We start from the raw sequence: 16998 nt of genomic DNA, 5'->3' as shown, positions 1-16998 counted from the left end.
GGAACGACCATGTCTGAAACACGTGCAGTCCTCCGCGGCGTCCGCCTCTCGGTCGACAAGGGCCGTCTGGTCGCTGACCTGATCCGCGGCAAGAAGGTCGATCAAGCGCTCAACGTTCTGCAGTTCACGCAGAAGAAGGCCGCTGTGATCATCAAGAAGGTGCTCGAGTCGGCGATCGCCAACGCCGAGCACAACGACGGTGCCGACATCGACGAACTGAAGGTCAAGACCATCTACGTCGAGCAAGGCGCCACGCTCAAGCGCTTCACCGCGCGCGCCAAGGGTCGCGGCAATCGCATCAGCAAGCCCACGTGCCATGTGTACGTGACGGTTGGCAATTAAGGCTGGAAGAAATATGGGACAGAAAATCCACCCTACCGGCTTCCGCCTCGCGGTCAGCCGTAACTGGTCCAGCCGCTGGTACGCAAGCAACAAAGACTTCGCCGGCATGCTGGCCGAAGACATCAAGGTGCGCGAGTACCTGAAGAAGAAGCTCAAGAACGCATCGGTTTCGCGCGTGCTGATCGAGCGTCCCGCCAAGAACGCCCGCATCACGATCTACTCGGCACGTCCGGGCGTCGTGATCGGCAAGAAGGGCGAAGACATCGAGAACCTCAAGCGTGAACTCGGCCGCCAGCTCGGCGTGCCGGTCGCGGTCAACATCGAAGAAGTGCGCAAGCCCGAAATCGATGCCCAGCTGATCGCCGACAGCATCACGCAGCAGCTCGAAAAGCGGATCATGTTCCGCCGTGCCATGAAGCGCGCCATGCAGAACGCCATGCGCCTGGGTGCCCTCGGCATCAAGATCATGTCGTCGGGCCGCCTGAACGGCATCGAAATCGCTCGTTGCGAGTGGTACCGCGAAGGTCGCGTGCCGCTTCACACGCTGCGCGCCGACATCGACTACGGCACCTCGGAAGCCAAGACCACCTACGGCGTCATCGGCGTCAAGGTCTGGGTCTACAAGGGCGACACGCTGGGTCGCAACGACCTGCCGGCCGTCGAAACGCCGCGTCCCGACGACGAGCGCCGCCCCCGCGGTCCGCGTCGCGATGGCCGCCCGGGTGGCGACCGTCCGGGTTCGGACCGTCGCGGTCCTGGCCCGCGCGCCGGTGCCCGTGGCCCGATCGGTGGCAACACCGCGCCGGCCGATGGCAGCGACAAGCCCGCAGAAGCCACTGGTGGAGCTCCGGCTCAACCGGGTGCAGACTCGAAACCCGCCGTTAAGCGCGTACGCAAAGCCGCGCCAGCTGCAGCAGCTGACGGTGCCAAGACCGAGTGATCGGTCTTAGAACTACGGAGTAACAAAAATGCTGCAACCTGCACGCAGAAAGTTCCGCAAGGAACAAAAGGGCCGCAACACCGGCATCGCGACGCGCGGCAACGCAGTGTCGTTCGGTGACTTCGGCCTGAAGTCGATCGACCGCGGCCGCCTGACGGCCCGCCAGATCGAAGCCGCACGTCGCGCGATCTCGCGCCACGTCAAGCGCGGTGGCCGCATCTGGATTCGTGTGTTCCCCGACAAGCCGATCTCCCACAAGCCCGCAGAAGTGCGGATGGGTAACGGCAAGGGCAACCCCGAGTACTACGTCGCCGAAATCCAGCCTGGCAAGGTGATCTACGAGATCGTCGGCGTGCCCGAAGAACTCGCTCGCGAGGCCTTCCGTCTGGCCGCTGCCAAACTGCCGCTGCGCACGACCTTCGTCGCACGCCAGCTCGGCGCCTGATCGAGGACAACACCATGGCAACACGTAAAAAGAAGGAAGTCGCGGCTCCGGCCAAGACTTCGAAGGCCGCAGTGCTTCGCGACAAGGACGTCGCCGGCCTGCAAACCGAAATCAAGGACCTGCAGAAGGCCCATTTCGGCCTGCGCATGCAGAAGGCCACGCAGCAGCTGTCGAACACCTCGACGCTGCGCGTCACCCGCCGCGACATCGCGCGCGCCAAGACCATTCTTGCTCAGAAGCAGCAAGAAGCCGCCAAGTAAGGAGTGACCATGACGGAAGCTAAAAAATCCCTCAAGCGCACCTTGATCGGCAAGGTGGTCAGCGACAAGCGCCAGAAGACCGTGACCGTGCTGGTCGAGCGTCGTGTCAAGCACGAGCTCTACGGCAAGATCGTGGCCAAGACCAGCAAGTACCACGCCCATGACGAAAAGGGCGAGTACAAGCTGGGCGACACCATCGAGATCACCGAAAGCCGGCCGATCTCGAAGTCGAAGAACTGGGTCGTGACCCGCCTGGTGCAGAAGGCCGTTCTGGTCTGAATGTAGTAGCCCCCACGCTCCCCACTGCGTGTGGTTCGCTGCCCCCCCGAGGGGGCCGCAGGCCGCCTTGGGAGCGGCCCGGCGCCGGCCTGAGCCCCGCGGCAGACGTCCAACCCGAAAGCGGCCCACAATGTGGGCCGTTTTTCTTTTTCTGGAGCACACACATGATCAAAGTCGGCGATTCCCTTCCTTCGGCCACCCTGCAGGAGTATTCCGAGGTGGAAGGCGAGGGCTGCAGCATCGGACCGAACCCGGTCGACGTCACCAAGGCGGCCGCGGGCAAGACCATAGCCCTGTTCGCGCTGCCCGGCGCCTTCACGCCCACCTGTTCGGCCAAGCACGTGCCGGGCTACGTGCAACACTACGATGACTTCAAGGCCGCCGGCGTCGACGAGATCTGGTGCGTGAGCGTCAACGACGCCTTCGTGATGGGCGCCTGGGCGCGCGACCAGAACACCGGCACCAAGGTCCGCATGCTGGCCGACGGCAGCGCGGCCTTCGCGACCGCCACCGGCCTCACGCTCGACCTGACGTCGCGCGGCATGGGCGTGCGCAGCAACCGCTATTCGATGCTGGTCAAGGACGGCAAGGTCGCGACCCTCAACGTCGAAGGCCCGGGCAAGTTCGAAGTCAGCGACGCCGACACCCTGCTGGCCCAGGCCAAGGGCTAAAGATCCACCTTGAGGTAGTGCGACCCCGCGATGGGGTTGTGATAGTAGGGCGGCACTTCGGAGAATCCCAGGTCCTCGTAGAGGGCCCGGGCCGATTCCATGTCGTCCAGGGTGTCGAGCAGCACGCAGGCATAGCCGGCGCCGCGGGCGGCATCCAGGATGGCCTCGGCGAGCTGGCGGCCGAGCCCCACGCCCCTGAACTGAGGCCGGACATAGAGCCGCTTCATCTCGGCGGCATTGGGATAGTCGGCCGTGTCGAGCGGCCGCAGCGCACAGCAGCCGGCCACGTGCGCCAGCTGGCCCTGCGTCCTCGCCAGCGGCTCGGCATCGACCGGCACCGCCACTTCGCCGACGTCGACCACCGCCAGCAGCAAGGCACCGCGCGGCTCCGCGTACTCTCCCGGCAGGCTGGCCAGTTCCTGGTCGAAATTCTGGAAGCCGAGATCGATGCCGAGCGAATCGGCATAGTCCCGGAAGATCGCGCGCACGGCGTCCAGCTCGTGCGGCTCGTCCGGCGTGATCATGACGATTTCCGGCGTGTCTGCCAGGGGCAGCGGACGCGACAGGGAATGGCTCATTGGCGGTTCATGGACGCAGCGACGCAATCCAGGTCGCGAAAGCGGCACAGGCCGCGAACACGGCCATCGCCAGCAGGCGCGAGGCGGCGTCGTCGCGGCTCGGCGCCGTGCCGCCCTCCGGGAGCCGCTTGTCGCCGGTGATCATCGGCCGCACCAGCCGCTGGCGCCGGACGCCCACGTAGAACAGCACCGCCAGCACATGGAGGCTGGCCAGGCCGATCACGATCCACTTGCCGATCATTGCATGCCAATAGGTCGCTGCGCTGACGATGGCGCCGGGAACGAATTGCGCCAGCGGCCCGGAGGCGGCGATCTCGTCGTCGGCGACCAGCCCGGTCGCGACCTGGACCACCAGCAGCAGAAGCAGGGCGAACACCGACAGCGCGCCGAGCGGCGAATGGCCGACCAGGTGGTCGGGAGGGGCCCGCCCTCGCAGGTAGTCGCGCAGCGAGCGCGGCGAATAGAGAAAGGATGAGAAGCGCGACCAGCGCCCGCCCACGAAGCCCCAGGCGATGCGAAACAGCAGCAGCGCCAGCAGCACGTAGCCGATCCGGAAATGCCATTCCATGGCGCCGCCGAAGCCGGTCGCGATCTGGGCGATCACGGCCACCGCCAGCACCCAGTGGAACACGCGCGTCGGGAGGTCCCAGATGCGGGTCTGCGCGGCGGGAGTGGCGTCCAGCCCCGGGCGCTGCGCCTGGGCCGGGATGGAAGCGGTCATCGGTCGGAAAGAAGCGGCTGGAGGCGCAGATTAGCAAACTTCCGGGGTTCCGCGACCTGCGGGTTGTCTCTAGTCGTATGCGGCGGCAAATCCCTAAACTGGCCCGGCGGCATCGCCCGCGCCCCAGAAGAAGGACCCACGAATGAAGAATTCAGCCCTGCTGGCCCTGGCGGCCGCCTCTTTCGCGCTGGCGCTGCCGGCCTCTGCGCAGTTCGCCAAGCCCGAGGATGCGGTCAAGTACCGCCAGAGCGCGATGTTCATCCAGAACCAGCACTTGGGCCGGGTTGCGGCGATGGCGAGCGGTCGGGTCCCCTATGACGCGGCGGCCGCGACCGCCAATGCGGAGGTGGTGGCGATGATCTCGAAGCTGCCCTGGGCCGGTTTCGGGCCGGGCACCGAGGGCGGCAAGGCCAAACCCGACATCTGGAAGGAACAGGCCAAGTTCAAGGAACTCAACGAGCGCCTGATGGCCGAGACGGAAAAGCTCGCAGCGGCCACCAAGGCCGGCAACCTGGACGCCGTCAAAGCCGCGGTGTCGAGCGTCGGCGAGACCTGCAAGACCTGCCACGACACTTTCCGCAGCCGTTGAAGACCGCGGCTACGCTTCGGCGAGCAGTTTCTCGATCAGCTTGTGGAGTTCGGCGAAGTCGGGTTCGCCGACATAGCGCTTGACGATCTCGCCGCGCTTGTTGACCACGTAAGTGGTGGGCGTCAGCTGGACATCGCCCCAGGCCTTGGCAACGGCGCCGGTGTTGTCGATCGCGACCTTGAACGGCAGCTTGCGCGTTTCGGCGAAATTGACCACATAGCTTGGGGGGTCGTAGCTCATGGCGACCGCCAGCGTGTCGTAGCCGCGCCCCTTGTACTTGTCGTAGGTGGCGATGACCTTGGGCATCTCGCCGACGCAGGTGACGCAACTGGTGGCCCAGAAATTGACCAGCGTGACCTTGCCCTTCAGGTCCTCGGTGCTCTTCTTGCTGCCGTCGAGCAGCACGAAAGTCGAGGCCGGCGCCGCCGAGACGCCGGTGTTCAGGTAGACGCCGACCCCGACCGCCAGGGCGAGCGCGACAGCGGCGGCGGATATGACTTTTTTCATGGGCAAGGGATGGAGCGGGCCGCCGGATTTTAGTTCCGATCGGCCGCAGTTCGATAATCGATCTCCCGATGCCCCTGTCCACCCGTTCCCACGCCGCCGCCCTGGCACTGGCCATGGCCAGTGCGCTCGCCGGCTGCAACCCGACCTTCAATTGGCGCGAAGTGCCGATCGGGAGCGAGGGTGTCATCGTGTTGCTGCCCTGCAAGCCGGACCGGGCGACCCGCGCGCTGCCGCTGGGGGTCGAGGCGGTCACGGTGGACATGGCCGGCTGCGAGGCCGGCGGCGCCACCTTCGCGGTGGCCCATGCGGTCGCCGGCAGCCCGGCGCAGGCCGAAGGCTGGGCCCGGGCCTGGCGGGCGGCGACGCGCAGCCAGCTGGCCGGGGCCCCGGCGACCGAGCGCCCGGCCGACCTGCCGCGGGCGGCCCCCGCGCCGCCACCGGTGCGGCTCGACACGCCCGAGGGCGGCGGGCTGCACGTGCTGTGGTTCGCCCAACAGCGCCCGGACGGCGTCTCGCTTTACCAGGCGACCGTGCTCGGCAGGCCGTCGTCGACCGAGGCGCTCGCCACCTTCTTCGAGGGCTTGCGCCTGCCATGAGCCGTCCCGAGGTTGCCTGACGAGCCCGGCCCCGCATAATCGAGAGACCGCCCACCGATCCGCATGACCAGCATCTTCATCATCGCCCACTCGCCGCTCGCCCAGGCGCTGCGCCAGTGCGCGCTGCATGTCTTTCCCGACAGCGAAGCGTCGATCGTCGCGCTCGACGTGCTGCCCAACGTATCGCCGGACGAAACCCTCGCCGCCGCCCGCATCATGCTGGCCCAGCTCCAGGCCGCCCCGCGGTCCCAGGTGCTGGTGCTGGCCGACGTGTTCGGCGCCACGCCCTGCAACGTGGCGCAGAAGCTGGTCGACGGCGTCCGCTCGCGTCTCGTGGCGGGGGTCAACCTGCCGATGTTGCTGCGCGCGGTGAGCTACCGCAACGAGCCGCTCGACACGCTGGTGCAGCGGGCGGTCACCGGCGGAACGGCCGGCGTCATGCAGGTGGCCGTGGCGGCGCCGCAGAACCAGGCAAGAAGAAAGCACAGTGACCAAGACATCCGTGACCATCAGCAATAAGCTGGGCCTGCATGCGCGCGCCTCGGCGAAACTCACCAAGCTCGCAGGCAGCTTTCCGTGCGAGGTCTGGCTGTCGCGCGGCGACCGCCGCGTCAACGCCAAGAGCATCATGGGCGTCATGATGCTGGCCGCGGGCATGGGCGTCACGGTGGACGTCGAGACGATCGGCGACAGCGAGCAGGAGGCGCTTGATGCCATCGTCGCCCTCATGAACGACAAATTCGGCGAGGGCGAGTGACCTTCGTCGTCCACGGCCTTCCCGTTGCCCGAGGCATCGCCATCGGGCGGGCGGTGCTGGTGGTATCGAGCCGCATCGACGTGGCTCACTACTTCATCAAGCCGGAGCAGATCGAGGCCGAGATCGACCGGGTCCGCATTGCGCGCAACGCGGTGGCCGAAGAGCTGCTGAAGCTGCAGGCCAACGTCGCGCTGATGGGCCCCAACGACGCGCCGCACGAACTCGCGGCCCTGCTCGAAGTGCACCAGATGCTGCTGCAGGACGAGGTGCTCACGGGCGGCGTCAAGCACTGGATCGTCGAGCGGCTCTATAACGCCGAGTGGGCGCTCACCACCCAGCTCGAAGTGGTGGCGCGCCAGTTCGACGAGATGGAGGACGAATACCTGCGCGAGCGCAAGGCCGACCTGGAGCAGGTCGTCGAGCGGCTGCTGCACCGCATGAAGGGCACGGCGGCGGTGCTGGCGCCGACGCCGCCGCGGCGCAAGCGCACCGCCGACGAGGACGATCACCACGACCTGATCGCCGGCGATGCCTTCGATGCGCCGCTGGTGCTGATCGCGCACGACCTGTCGCCGGCCGACATGCTGCAGTTCAAGAAGAGCGTGTTCGCGGGCTTCGTGACCGACGTCGGCGGCCGCACCTCCCACACCGCGATCATCGCCCGCAGCATGGACATCCCGGCCGTGGTCGGCGCCCGCAGCGCCAGCCAGCTGGTGCGCCAGGACGACTGGGTCATCATCGACGGCGATGCCGGCGTGATGATCGTCGACCCGTCGCCGATCATCCTCGCCGAGTACGGCTTCAAGCAGCGCCAGGGCGACCTCGAACGCGGCCGGCTCTCGCGGCTGCGCCACAAGCCGGCCGTCACGCTGGACGGCCAGCGGGTCGACCTGCTGGCCAACATCGAGATGCCCGAGGACACGATCGGCGCGGTCAAGGCCGGGGCGGTCGGCGTGGGCCTGTTCCGCAGCGAGTTCCTGTTCATGGGCCGCGAGGCCCACAACCTCGCGCGGCTGCCCGACGAGGAGGAGCAGTACCAGGCCTACCGGCGCGCGGTCGACGGCATGAAGGGCATGCCGGTGACGATCCGCACCATCGACGTCGGCGCCGACAAGCCGCTGGACGGCAAGCAGCAGCGCGAGGACTACCACCTGAATCCGGCGCTGGGCCTGCGCGCGATCCGCTGGAGCCTCGCCGATCCGGCGATGTTCCTGACCCAGCTGCGCGCCATCCTCCGAGCCGCGGCGCACGGAGAGATCCACCTGCTGATCCCGATGCTGGCGCATGTCAGCGAGATCCGGCAGACGCTGTCGCTGATCGACTTCGCGCGCGCCGAACTCGACAACCGCGGCGCGGTGCACGGCAACGTGAAGCTGGGCGCGATGATCGAGATCCCGGCCGCCGCGCTGACGCTCAAGACCTTCCTGAAGTACTTCGACTTCCTGTCGATCGGCACCAACGACCTGATCCAGTACACGCTGGCGATCGACCGCGCCGACGAATCGGTGGCGCACCTGTACGACCCGGCGCACCCGGCGGTGCTGCGCCTGGTGGCCGAGACCATTGCCGAGTGCCGGCGCCAGGGCAAGGGGGTCAGCGTCTGCGGCGAGATGGCCGGCGACGTCGTCTTCACCCGGCTGCTGCTGGGCCTGGGGCTGCGCAGCTTCTCGATGCATCCCTCGCAGATCCTGGCGGTCAAGCAGGAGGTGCTGCGGGCCGACACCAGCAAGCTCGAAGCCTGGGCGCAGGAGGTGCTGGAGTCGGAGAACCCGGCGGCGGCGCTGGTTCGTACGTAGCCAGATCCGCTGCAATAAAACGAAACAGAGCGAAACCGCACGGAAAGGACTTCGGCGGGCCCCGCGCCGACCATCGAGTCTTCCGGATCACCCCGATCCCCTCTGAAGGAAGACTCTCATGAAACGCTGGTTCAAACGATCTCTTTTCGGCATCGCCGGTGCCGCCCTGCTGGCCGGCAGCCTGGCCGGATGCGGCGGCCATCGCCATGGCTGGAGCGGCTCCGAGCAGGACCGGGCCGAATTCCGGGCCCGGATGGTCGAACGGGTGGGCAGCAAGCTCGAACTCGACGCCGCCCAGAAGCAGAGACTCACTGTCCTGGCCGAGAAGCTGCAGGCGCAGCGGGCGGCGCTGCGCGGCGGCGGCGACCCGCGGGCCGAGTTCCGCAGCCTGTTCGCCGGCGCCAAGCTCGACCAGGCGCGGGCGAAGCAGCTGGTCGACGACAAGACGGCCGCGGTGCAGGCGGGCAGTCCGGAGGTGATCGCCGCGGCGGCGGATTTCTTCGACAACCTGAACCCGGCCCAGCAGCAGAAGGTGCGTGACTTCATGGACCGTCCGCGCTGGGGGCGCCGTGGCTGAGGCCCCTGTCGCCTGGGGGGCGGCCGGGCGCCGTCCGAGACCGGCCGAATCCGACGCGGTGCCGTCGGCAGGCGCCGCCCGTGGTGGCGTGCGCCTGCTGCTGCGGCTCGAAGGACTGGTCGTGCTCGCGGCCTCGCTGGCCGGCTATTCGCAGCTCGGCGCCGGTTGGGGCTCTTTCGCCTTGATGTTCCTGCTGCCCGACCTGTCGTGGCTCGGCTACCTCGCCGGCCCGCGCCAGGGCGCGGCGGCCTACAACGCGGCCCATTCCTACCTGGGGCCGGTGGCGCTGCTGGCGCTCGGCGGCCTGGGCGGCCAGCCGGTGGCGCTGGCGCTCGGGCTGATCTGGTGCGCCCACATCGGCTTCGACCGGATGCTGGGCTACGGGCTCAAGTACGCGAGCGGCTTCGGCCACACCCACCTCGGCCGTCTCGGACCCGCGGACCCTTGGTGAGCGGCGCGGGCGGTGGGCCAAAATGCAGCGGATGCGCATCCTCCTGATCGACGACGACGAGCACCTCGGTGCCCCGCTGGCGAGCTACTTTGCGCGCTTCGACTTCGTGCTGGACAGCGCCAGCCGGCCGAGCGAAGGCCTGGCGAAGCTGCGCGCCGGGCACTATGACGCCGCGATCCTCGACGTCATGCTGCCCGAGATGGACGGCTTCGCGCTGTGCCGCGAGATCCGCCGGGAGAGCGACATCCCGATCGTCATGCTGACGGCGCGCGGCGACGTGATGGACCGGGTCGTCGGCCTCGAGATCGGCGCCGACGACTACCTGCCGAAGCCTTTCGAGCCGCGCGAGCTGGTGGCGCGCGTCCAGACCATCCTGCGCCGCCGGCGCGCCGTGGCGCCTCCCGCAGCGGCGCCGCAGCAGCGGCTGTTCGAGGGCCTGGCGATCGACCTCGACAAGCGCGAAGTGCTGCGCCACGGCGAGCGGATCGAATTGACCGGCACCGAATTCGAATTGCTGGCACTGCTGGCCGACCCGCCCGGCCGGGTCTGGAGCCGCGACGAGATCCTGAACCGGCTGCGCGGCCACGAGGCCGAGCTCTACACGCGCGCGGTCGACATCGTCGTCAGCCGGCTACGCAAGAAGCTGGAGCCGCTGGACTGCATCAAGACGCTGCGCAATGCCGGCTACGCCCTGGCCGTCGGGCGGAGCACGCCGCCGTGAGGCCGGCAGGCCCGAGGCGCTCTCGCCGCTGGCGCCACAGCCTGCGGCATTCGCTCAGGGTGCGCCTGATCGTGGTGTTCGTGCTGCTGGCGCTGGCGATGACCGCGGTGTTCCTCGGCGGCGCGCAGCGGGCCTTCTCGACCGGCTGGCGCGACGCTGCCCGGCCGGTGGTGGCCGACTACATGGACCGGATCGTGGCCGAACTCGGGACGCCGCCCGATGTCGCCCGCGCCCAGGCGCTGGTCGAACGGCTGCCGATCTCGATCCGCATCGAAGGGCCGGCCGTCAACTGGGATTCGCACCCCGACAGGCATCGCTTTGGCTTCGGTCCGCGCGGCGACTGGCTCAGCCGCACCACGGCGGACGGCCATCGCGTGAGCTTCGGCATCGGCACCTTGCCCTGGCAGCGCGAGCCCCAGGGCATTGGCTGGATCACGCTGGCGCTGCTGCTGGCCCTGATCGCCCTGGCCTATGCCTATGTCCGCAAGCTGCTGCGGCCGCTCGACGACATCCGCGCCGGCGCCGAGCGCTTCGGCCGCGGCGCCTTCGACACGCCGATCCCGCTGCGCCGTCGCGACGAGCTCGGCGACCTGGCGCAGCGCATCAACACCATGGCGCACGACATCCAGGCCATGCTCGATGCCAAGCGCGGCCTGCTGCTGGCGCTGAGTCATGAGCTGCGTTCGCCGCTGACCCGGGCCCGGCTCAATGCCGAGCTGCTGCCGGCGACGCCCGAGGGCGCGGCCGAGCGGGCCGCGCTGCTGCGCGACCTGGCCGAGATGCGCGACCTGATCAGCGACCTGCTCGAGAGCGAACGGCTGGCCAGCCCGCATGCCGCGCTGCAGCGCGAGCCGGTCGACCTGGCGGCGCTGGTGCGCGAGGTGGTGGCCGAGCATCCCGAGGGCGCCCGCGTGGTCGCGGAACTGGCCGAGGGCCTGCCGGCCCTGGCGCTGGACCGTTCGCGGCTCAAGGTGCTGGTGCGCAACCTGCTCGACAACGCGCTGCGCCACGGCGCCGACGCGGCCCAGCCGCCGCGCATCGCTTTGCGCGGTGACGACGCGGGCGTCGAACTGGAAGTGCGCGACTTCGGGCCCGGTGTAGCCCCGGCGCAGCTGGCCCACCTGACCGAGCCCTTCTACCGCACCGACGGTGCGCGCCAGCGCGCCACCGGCGGTGTCGGCCTCGGCATGTACCTGTGCCGGCTGGTGGCCGAGGCGCACGGGGGCAGGCTCGCGGTGCGCAATGCGCAGCCGGGGCTGGCGGTCAGCGTCTGGCTGCCTGGCGCCTGAAGTCGATCGGCTGAGAGCGACCGGGCGTTGTCGCATGCGCTACCGGCCGCCGGGTGGCTTGGGTCTACGATGCGCCGGGCATAGACACCCCAAGGAGACCCGCGCATGAGCACCCTCACCAATCGCCAGGTGCGCCTGGCCAAGCGACCCGAAGGCGCCGCGACGCGCGACGACTGGCAGTTCACCGACGAGCCGGTCGGCGAACCGGCCGAAGGCGGCGTTCTCGTCCAGACCCTGTCGCTCTCGCTCGACCCGGCGATGCGCGGCTGGATGAATGAAGGCAAGAGCTACATCGCGCCGGTCGAGATCGGCGCCGTGATGCGGGCCGGCGGCGTCGGCCGCGTGGTGGCCTCGCGCAACCCGGCCTTCGCGGTCGGCGACACCGTGTACGGCACGCTCGGCGTGCAGCAGTACGCGCTGATCCCGCAGGAGGAGATCCAGCGCAACGGCCTGGTCAAGATCGACCTGCGCGCCGGCACCATCGGCCAGTGGCTCAACGTGCTGGGCATGCCGGGCATGACCGGCTACTTCGGCCTCATGGACGTCGGCCAACCGAAGCCCGGCGAGACCGTCGTGGTGTCGGGGGCCGCCGGCGCGGTCGGCCAGACCGTGGGCCAGCTGGCGAAGATCAAGGGCTGCCGCGTGGTCGGCATCGCCGGCGGCGCCGCCAAGTGCGACTGGGTCGTGAAGGAACTCGGCTTCGACGCCTGCATCGACTACAAGGCCGGGCCTTTGGCCGTGCGCGAAGGCCTGAAGGCCCATTGCCCGAAAGGCGTCGACATCTATTTCGACAACGTCGGCGGCGACATCCTCGACACGGTGCTGGCGAAGCTGGCGCGCGGCGCCCGGATCATCATCTGCGGCGCCATCAGCCAGTACAACAACACGACGCCGGTGCAGGGCCCGAAGAATTACCTCAGCCTGCTGGTCAACCGCGCGCGGATGCAGGGCATGGTCGTGTTCGACTACGCCGACCGCTATGGCGAGGCGGTGGCCGAGCTGTCGGGCTACCTGAAGGACGGCCGCATGAAGAGCCGCGAGGACGTCGTCGAGGGCATCGACACCTTCCCGGAGGCGCTCGGCCGCCTTTTCACGGGAGAGAACTTCGGCAAGCTGGTGCTCAAGGTCAGCGACTGATCCCGTCAGCGCGCCCGCGTGCCCATCACGGCGGCCGAGATGATCAGCACCGCGGCCAGCGCGATGCTCCAGCTGAGGGCCCGCCCGGTGACCAGCATCAGCAGCGCGGTCGAGGCCAGCGGCGTGAGGTAGCTCAGGATGCCGATCTGCCGCGCATCGCCGCGCTTGAGCGCCAGGTCCCAGAAGAAGAAGGCGGCGCCCAGCGGGCCCAGCCCGCACAGCACGACCAGCATCCAGTCGTGCGGCGACAGCGCGACCGAAGGCTCGAGCAGCGCATGGCAGGCCAGCGAGAGTGCCCCCGACAGCAGGCCGAACAGCCCGATCGCGGTGGTCGGGAAGGCCGGCACGCGCTGCGTCCAGAGCGAATAGCTGGCCCAGATGAAGGCCGAGCCCAGCGCCGGCAGGAAGCCCCAGTACGAACTCGCGCCCGACGCGCCGGCGCCGCCGCGCGCGCCGAGGATCGCGATCGCCGCGCCGGCGAAACCCAGCAGCGCCGCCAGCACGTGCAGCGGACGCAGCGACATGCCGGGCAGCAGCACCGGCGCCAGCACCACCATGAACAATGGCCAGAGGTAGTTGACGAGGTTGGCCTCGACCGGCGGCGCATGGCGCAGCGCGATGAAGAGCAGGAAGTGGAAGCCGAACAGGCCGTAGACGCCGAGCGCCAGCGTGCACGGCGGGATCGCCCAGGCCTTGCGGTCGCGAAGCGCCAGCGGCCAGCTCATCGCACTGCCTATCACCAGCGCGAGCCCGGTAAGCAGAAAGGGCGGCAGGTGCGAAAGCGAGGTGCCCAGCGAGGCCAGCGTCGCCCAGAGGGCGATCGCGGCGAGGGCATGGAGGGTCGACGACATGGCCGCCGAGCTTAAGCGCTGCGATCGTCGCGGATCGACGGGACGTCGTCGCGCGACGAGGGTTCGAGGCCTCAGCGCGCGCTGCCCGAACGCCGCATCGCTGCCGTCAGCGCCGACGGCGATCGATAGCCTGTTCTGCGGGCGGCTTCCGCGACGCCGATGCCGCGATCGCGCAACTGGCGCGCATGCAGCAGCCGTTGCGCGCGCAGCCAGTGCATCGCGCTCACGCCCTGTTCGTCGCGGCAGCGCTGCGCGAACTGGCTCGGGCTCAGGCAAGTGACGGCTGCGAGATCCGCAACGCCGAGCGGGCGATGCCAGCGGCTGCGCGCCCAGTCCGACAGACCCTGCCAGTCGATCGCGCGACGGCGGCCATTCGGCACGATCGGCCCCCAGGCTTCGAGCAGCAGGGCCGGCGCATGGTGCAGGGCGGAGGCCGAGGTCGAGGGCGCGGAAACGCACAGCGCCAGATAGCGCGCCAGCGCCAGCAGTTGCGGTGCCAGCGGCGCGCGGCCGGCGCATCGCGCCCACAGGTCCTGGGCGGTGTCGAGGATGAGGCAGCGGCTGCCGTCCTTCGATTCGAAATCGTGCCGGTCGCCGGGCGTCACGACCCAGCCCTCGCCAGCGCCGACGCGGCGGCCCCGGCCTTCGACTTCCAGGTCGAGCACGCCGTCAATGCCGATCAGAACCTGGAAATGGTCGTGCGAGTGACTGCCGCGCGAGGCGCCGTAGCGCCGCAGCGAAAGTCCCAGCGATGTGGAGGCCGGCGTGTCCATGGAAGTCGACGGATTTTCTCCCGCGCATGCGGCCCTGTCACCCCAGCCGCAGCAGCAGCGCCGACGCCCCGCACACCAGCAGGAACGGAATGCTGAGGCGATGGAACTCGCGCAGCCCGTTCGGCAGCTTCGCCAGCCGCAGCGCGATCAGGTTGGCCAGCGAGCCGAGCACGCAGCCGAAGCCGCCGACGCTCACGCCCGCGGCCAGCGCCGGCAGGTCGTGCACGAAGGGGTCGAGCACGATGGCGGCGGGCACGTTGCTGATGAACTGCGAGGTGAGGATTGCGGCCAGGTAGGCGCGCCAGCCCTCGCCGATCGGCAGGCCGCCGAGCAGGGTCGCCACCGCCGGCAGTTCGGCCAGCTGCCGCAGGTCCACGAACATCAGCGCGATGATGGCCAGCAACGCCCAGTCGACGCCCAGCAGCACCCGCGGTCGCAGCAGCAGGAACGCGCCGAAGACCACGCCGAGGCCGGCCAGCAGCCAGTGGCGATCGAGCGCGATCACGAAACCCACGAACAGCAGGCCCGACAGCGCCAGCAGGCGCGGCTGCACCGGCGCCGCTTCGCTCGATGGCTTGAGCGCGATCGGGATCCGAGGCACGCCGAACCAGATGGCGGTGAAGAGCCAGAACAGCATTACCCCCACGGTCGGGCCCATCATGGCCACGAAAGAAAGGAAGCTCTCGCCCGAGCGATGCCAGAGGAACAGGTTCTGCGGATTGCCGATCGGCGTCAGGGCCGAGCCGGCGTTGACCGCCAGCGCCTCGATCACCACCAGCCGCGCCAGCGGCAGGTGGGCCTGGGTCGCCAGCACCCGCGTCAGCGGCACCAGCAGGAACAGGCTGACGTCGTTGGTCACCAGGGCCGACAACACGGCCGCGCTGGCGGCCAGCAGCAGCACCAGGCTGCGCAGGTCGTCCGTGCGCGCCAGCAGCCGCGCCGCGGCGGCCTGCAGCATGCCGCTGCGCTCGACGCCCTGGGTGATCGCCAGCAGCCCGGCCAAGGCCCCGATGGTCTGCCAGTCGACCAGCCGGATGTAGTCCATCGGTGCGCGCGGCCGGACCAGGGCGAAGAGGACGGCCGCGGCGATCAGCACCCAGAGCAGGCCGTTGCCGCCGCCTTCGTGCGGCGCGGCCTCCGGGGTGGGTTCAGCGCGCGACGAGTTCACGCAGTTCGCGCTTGAGCACCTTGCCGATCGCGCTGCGCGGCAACTCGTCGATGAACTGCAGCCGAGCCAGGCGCTGGGTCTTGCCGAGCTGCTCGTTGGTCCATTGCAGGATCGTCTCGGCGGCGGTGTCGTCGCCGGCCCGGCGCACCACGAAGGCCACCGGCGTCTCGCCCCATTGCTCCGAAGGAACGCCGACCACCGCGACATCGGCCACCGACGGATGGGCCCGCACCACGGTCTCGAGGTCGCTCGGGTAGATGTTGAAGCCGCCGCTGATGATCATGTCCTTCTTGCGGTCGAACAGCGTCAGGAAGCCGTCGTCGTCGAAGCGGCCGACGTCGCCGGTGCGGATGAAGCGCTTGCCGCTCGGGTCGAACCATTCGGCCTCGCGCGTCTTGGCGGGCTGGCGGTGGTAGCCGACCATCATGCCGGCCGAATGCCCGACCACTTCGCCCGCTTCGCCGCGCGCCACCTCGCGGCCTTCCTCGTCGATCAGCCGGATGTCGCTGCCCTCGGCCGGCTGGCCGACGGTGTGCAGCTTGTCGGGGTGCAGGTGGGCTTCGAGGATGCAGGTGCCGCCGCCTTCGGTCATGCCGTAGAACTCGATCAGGCCGCCGGGCCAGCGCTGGAGCACGTCGGCCTTGAGGGCCGCATTGAAGGGCGCGCTGGTGCTGAACTTGTACTGGAAGCTCGTCAGATCGTGGGCTCCGAAATCGGGCCGGGCCATCAGGCGCTGGTACTGCACCGGCACCAGCATGGTGTGCGTGACGCGGCGGCTTTCGGCGAGCTTCAGATACGCCGCCGCATCGAACTTCGGCATCAGCAGCACGCAGCCGCCGAAGGCCAGGGTCGGGAAGAACACGACCAGCGTGGTGTTGGAGTAGAGCGGCGTCGACAGCAGCGTGACCGTCTCGGGGCGGTACTCGTACCTGGCGCCGCGCTGCACGTGCGCCCAGCGCATGCCGTGGCCCTGGACGATGCCCTTGGGCTCGCCCGTGGTGCCGGAGGAATAGATGATGTTGAAGGGCGACGAGCGCTGCAGCTCGACCGCGGCGGGCCGAACGCCCGCTGGTGCGAGCCAGGCCTCGAAGTCGCCGCCGGCGGCCGAGCCGTCGAGCGCGAGGCGCGGGATGGCGTCCGGCGCCGCCGGCCCGATCACCTCGGCCGCCGCCTGGTCGACGAACAGGATGCGTGCGCCCGCGTCCTCGATCATCCGCGCCAGGCTGGCTTGTGTGGAGCCGGGCGCCAGCGGCGCGACCGCGACGCCGGCGCGCAGCGCGCCGAGGAACACCGCGGCGTAGTCCACGCTCGATGCGGCGCAGATTGCGATCGCATCGCCGGGCGCCAGGCCATCGCGTTGCAGGCTGGCCGCGATGCGGTCCATCAGCGCGTCGAGCGCGCCGTAGCTCAGTGTCTGCGTGGCGTCGGCCAGGGCGGGCCGTTCGGGCCCCTGCTGCGCGTGGATGGCGATCAGGTCGGCGATCAGGCCGAAGTCGCGTTGGATGGCTGCCTCGAAATTGCTCATGGTCTCTTCAGCTTCTGGGGGTCGG

The 16998-nt window shown here is 69.2% G+C and carries 23 protein-coding genes; 16 read left to right on the top strand and 7 right to left on the bottom strand.

Translation table 11 applies throughout. From position 1 onward, the window contains the following. The first annotated feature begins 9 nt into the window (after positions 1–9). From rplV to QZH52_RS08305, 6 genes are all read left to right on the top strand, one after another. The gene (gene rplV / locus QZH52_RS08330) at positions 10–342 is read left to right on the top strand and encodes a 50S ribosomal protein L22 (RefSeq protein WP_007838134.1); all 333 of its coding nucleotides are present in this window, start codon (positions 10–12) and stop codon (positions 340–342) included. 13 nt (positions 343–355) lie between these two features. Next, entirely contained in the window at positions 356–1282 is a 927-nt protein-coding gene (rpsC, locus tag QZH52_RS08325) for a 30S ribosomal protein S3 (RefSeq protein WP_286371178.1), read from the top strand. A 28-nt stretch (positions 1283–1310) separates the two neighbouring features. Beyond that, the gene (rplP, locus tag QZH52_RS08320) at positions 1311–1727 is read left to right on the top strand and encodes a 50S ribosomal protein L16 (RefSeq protein WP_028250943.1); all 417 of its coding nucleotides are present in this window, start codon (positions 1311–1313) and stop codon (positions 1725–1727) included. Between the two features lie 14 nt (positions 1728–1741). Continuing rightward, positions 1742–1987 (top strand): 50S ribosomal protein L29, encoded by a 246-nt coding sequence (rpmC, locus tag QZH52_RS08315; RefSeq protein WP_286370948.1) that lies wholly within the window; start codon positions 1742–1744, stop codon positions 1985–1987. A gap of 9 nt (positions 1988–1996) precedes the next feature. Continuing rightward, positions 1997–2266 carry a 30S ribosomal protein S17 gene (gene rpsQ, locus QZH52_RS08310; protein ID WP_286521867.1) on the top strand — a complete coding sequence of 90 codons (270 nt, stop codon included), beginning with the start codon at positions 1997–1999 and terminating at the stop codon, positions 2264–2266. A gap of 164 nt (positions 2267–2430) precedes the next feature. Continuing rightward, entirely contained in the window at positions 2431–2937 is a 507-nt protein-coding gene (locus tag QZH52_RS08305) for a peroxiredoxin (RefSeq protein ID WP_286534990.1), read from the top strand. On the opposite strand, the gene QZH52_RS08300 is transcribed toward QZH52_RS08305, so the two are convergent. Together QZH52_RS08300 and QZH52_RS08295 are read right to left on the bottom strand one after the other, a co-directional pair. Beyond that, on the bottom strand, positions 2934–3515 hold the full coding sequence (locus QZH52_RS08300) for a GNAT family N-acetyltransferase (RefSeq protein ID WP_301806535.1): 582 nt from the start codon (positions 3513–3515) through the stop codon (positions 2934–2936). The two genes, QZH52_RS08305 and QZH52_RS08300, sit on opposite strands and share 4 nt — an antisense overlap. A 7-nt stretch (positions 3516–3522) precedes the next feature. After that, positions 3523–4236: a cytochrome b/b6 domain-containing protein gene (locus tag QZH52_RS08295; RefSeq protein ID WP_301806532.1), complete on the bottom strand. Its 714-nt coding sequence runs from the start codon at positions 4234–4236 to the stop codon at positions 3523–3525. A 142-nt stretch (positions 4237–4378) separates the two neighbouring features. On the opposite strand from QZH52_RS08295, the gene QZH52_RS08290 reads away from it, so the two are divergent. After that, positions 4379–4825 carry a c-type cytochrome gene (locus tag QZH52_RS08290; RefSeq protein WP_301806529.1) on the top strand — a complete coding sequence of 149 codons (447 nt, stop codon included), beginning with the start codon at positions 4379–4381 and terminating at the stop codon, positions 4823–4825. A gap of 9 nt (positions 4826–4834) precedes the next feature. Here the strand turns inward: QZH52_RS08290 and QZH52_RS08285 are convergent, their stop codons facing one another. After that, entirely contained in the window at positions 4835–5332 is a 498-nt protein-coding gene (locus tag QZH52_RS08285; protein WP_286506358.1) for a TlpA disulfide reductase family protein, read from the bottom strand. Between the two features lie 68 nt (positions 5333–5400). On the opposite strand from QZH52_RS08285, the gene QZH52_RS08280 reads away from it, so the two are divergent. From QZH52_RS08280 to QZH52_RS08240, 9 genes are all read left to right on the top strand, one after another. Beyond that, positions 5401–5928, top strand: a complete 528-nt coding sequence (locus QZH52_RS08280) for a hypothetical protein (RefSeq protein WP_301806525.1) — start codon at positions 5401–5403, stop codon at positions 5926–5928. A gap of 63 nt (positions 5929–5991) precedes the next feature. Further along, positions 5992–6447 (top strand): PTS sugar transporter subunit IIA, encoded by a 456-nt coding sequence (locus tag QZH52_RS08275; protein WP_301806523.1) that lies wholly within the window; start codon positions 5992–5994, stop codon positions 6445–6447. Continuing rightward, positions 6416–6685: an HPr family phosphocarrier protein gene (locus QZH52_RS08270; RefSeq protein ID WP_286521874.1), complete on the top strand. Its 270-nt coding sequence runs from the start codon at positions 6416–6418 to the stop codon at positions 6683–6685. The genes QZH52_RS08275 and QZH52_RS08270 overlap by 32 nt, the downstream gene beginning before the upstream one ends. Then, a complete protein-coding gene (gene ptsP / locus QZH52_RS08265; protein WP_301806520.1) occupies positions 6682–8481 on the top strand; it encodes a phosphoenolpyruvate--protein phosphotransferase in 1800 nt (599 codons plus the stop codon). The genes QZH52_RS08270 and ptsP overlap by 4 nt, the downstream gene beginning before the upstream one ends. 118 nt (positions 8482–8599) lie before the next feature. Further along, complete coding sequence (locus QZH52_RS08260) at positions 8600–9058, top strand: Spy/CpxP family protein refolding chaperone (protein WP_301806518.1); 459 nt, start codon at positions 8600–8602, stop codon at positions 9056–9058. Further along, positions 9051–9509: a DUF4260 domain-containing protein gene (locus QZH52_RS08255; protein ID WP_301806517.1), complete on the top strand. Its 459-nt coding sequence runs from the start codon at positions 9051–9053 to the stop codon at positions 9507–9509. Before QZH52_RS08260 ends, QZH52_RS08255 begins: the two co-directional genes overlap by 8 nt. Before the next feature lie 31 nt (positions 9510–9540). After that, positions 9541–10230 (top strand): response regulator transcription factor, encoded by a 690-nt coding sequence (locus QZH52_RS08250; protein WP_301806513.1) that lies wholly within the window; start codon positions 9541–9543, stop codon positions 10228–10230. Next, the gene (locus QZH52_RS08245) at positions 10227–11519 is read left to right on the top strand and encodes a HAMP domain-containing sensor histidine kinase (protein ID WP_301806509.1); all 1293 of its coding nucleotides are present in this window, start codon (positions 10227–10229) and stop codon (positions 11517–11519) included. Before QZH52_RS08250 ends, QZH52_RS08245 begins: the two co-directional genes overlap by 4 nt. Before the next feature lie 105 nt (positions 11520–11624). Continuing rightward, a complete protein-coding gene (locus QZH52_RS08240) occupies positions 11625–12656 on the top strand; it encodes an NADP-dependent oxidoreductase (RefSeq protein ID WP_301806506.1) in 1032 nt (343 codons plus the stop codon). A gap of 5 nt (positions 12657–12661) precedes the next feature. Here the strand turns inward: QZH52_RS08240 and QZH52_RS08235 are convergent, their stop codons facing one another. From QZH52_RS08235 to QZH52_RS08220, 4 genes are all read right to left on the bottom strand, one after another. Next, the gene (locus QZH52_RS08235; protein ID WP_301806503.1) at positions 12662–13507 is read right to left on the bottom strand and encodes a DMT family transporter; all 846 of its coding nucleotides are present in this window, start codon (positions 13505–13507) and stop codon (positions 12662–12664) included. Positions 13508–13578: 71 nt separating this feature from the next. Continuing rightward, complete coding sequence (locus tag QZH52_RS08230) at positions 13579–14280, bottom strand: AraC family transcriptional regulator (RefSeq protein WP_301806500.1); 702 nt, start codon at positions 14278–14280, stop codon at positions 13579–13581. 37 nt (positions 14281–14317) lie between these two features. After that, on the bottom strand, positions 14318–15448 hold the full coding sequence (locus tag QZH52_RS08225) for an SLC13 family permease (RefSeq protein ID WP_301806497.1): 1131 nt from the start codon (positions 15446–15448) through the stop codon (positions 14318–14320). Next, a complete protein-coding gene (locus tag QZH52_RS08220) occupies positions 15429–16973 on the bottom strand; it encodes a class I adenylate-forming enzyme family protein (RefSeq protein WP_301806493.1) in 1545 nt (514 codons plus the stop codon). The genes QZH52_RS08225 and QZH52_RS08220 overlap by 20 nt, the downstream gene beginning before the upstream one ends. Between the last annotated feature and the right edge of the window lie 25 nt (positions 16974–16998).

The sequence above is a fragment of the Variovorax ginsengisoli genome (genome assembly GCF_030486595.1).
In the GTDB taxonomy this organism is placed as follows: Bacteria; Pseudomonadota; Gammaproteobacteria; order Burkholderiales; family Burkholderiaceae_C; genus Variovorax; species Variovorax ginsengisoli_B.
The sequence above is the reverse complement of the archived record's forward strand: the minus strand, read 5'-3'. Positions and strand labels throughout refer to the sequence as shown.

What these genes read in the sequence shown, in the direction of transcription:
- rplV (WP_007838134.1), top strand. Translation starts at nt 10, where the DNA reads ATGTCTGAAACACGTGCAGTCCTCCGCGGCGTCCGCCTCTCGGTCGAC.
- rpsC (WP_286371178.1), top strand. Translation starts at nt 356, where the DNA reads ATGGGACAGAAAATCCACCCTACCGGCTTCCGCCTCGCGGTCAGCCGT.
- rplP (WP_028250943.1), top strand. Translation starts at nt 1,311, where the DNA reads ATGCTGCAACCTGCACGCAGAAAGTTCCGCAAGGAACAAAAGGGCCGC.
- rpmC (WP_286370948.1), top strand. Translation starts at nt 1,742, where the DNA reads ATGGCAACACGTAAAAAGAAGGAAGTCGCGGCTCCGGCCAAGACTTCG.
- rpsQ (WP_286521867.1), top strand. Translation starts at nt 1,997, where the DNA reads ATGACGGAAGCTAAAAAATCCCTCAAGCGCACCTTGATCGGCAAGGTG.
- QZH52_RS08305 (WP_286534990.1), top strand. Translation starts at nt 2,431, where the DNA reads ATGATCAAAGTCGGCGATTCCCTTCCTTCGGCCACCCTGCAGGAGTAT.
- QZH52_RS08300 (WP_301806535.1), bottom strand. Translation starts at nt 3,515, where the DNA reads ATGAGCCATTCCCTGTCGCGTCCGCTGCCCCTGGCAGACACGCCGGAA.
- QZH52_RS08295 (WP_301806532.1), bottom strand. Translation starts at nt 4,236, where the DNA reads ATGACCGCTTCCATCCCGGCCCAGGCGCAGCGCCCGGGGCTGGACGCC.
- QZH52_RS08290 (WP_301806529.1), top strand. Translation starts at nt 4,379, where the DNA reads ATGAAGAATTCAGCCCTGCTGGCCCTGGCGGCCGCCTCTTTCGCGCTG.
- QZH52_RS08285 (WP_286506358.1), bottom strand. Translation starts at nt 5,332, where the DNA reads ATGAAAAAAGTCATATCCGCCGCCGCTGTCGCGCTCGCCCTGGCGGTC.
- QZH52_RS08280 (WP_301806525.1), top strand. Translation starts at nt 5,401, where the DNA reads ATGCCCCTGTCCACCCGTTCCCACGCCGCCGCCCTGGCACTGGCCATG.
- QZH52_RS08275 (WP_301806523.1), top strand. Translation starts at nt 5,992, where the DNA reads ATGACCAGCATCTTCATCATCGCCCACTCGCCGCTCGCCCAGGCGCTG.
- QZH52_RS08260 (WP_301806518.1), top strand. Translation starts at nt 8,600, where the DNA reads ATGAAACGCTGGTTCAAACGATCTCTTTTCGGCATCGCCGGTGCCGCC.
- QZH52_RS08250 (WP_301806513.1), top strand. Translation starts at nt 9,541, where the DNA reads ATGCGCATCCTCCTGATCGACGACGACGAGCACCTCGGTGCCCCGCTG.
- QZH52_RS08240 (WP_301806506.1), top strand. Translation starts at nt 11,625, where the DNA reads ATGAGCACCCTCACCAATCGCCAGGTGCGCCTGGCCAAGCGACCCGAA.
- QZH52_RS08235 (WP_301806503.1), bottom strand. Translation starts at nt 13,507, where the DNA reads ATGTCGTCGACCCTCCATGCCCTCGCCGCGATCGCCCTCTGGGCGACG.
- QZH52_RS08230 (WP_301806500.1), bottom strand. Translation starts at nt 14,280, where the DNA reads ATGGACACGCCGGCCTCCACATCGCTGGGACTTTCGCTGCGGCGCTAC.
- QZH52_RS08220 (WP_301806493.1), bottom strand. Translation starts at nt 16,973, where the DNA reads ATGAGCAATTTCGAGGCAGCCATCCAACGCGACTTCGGCCTGATCGCC.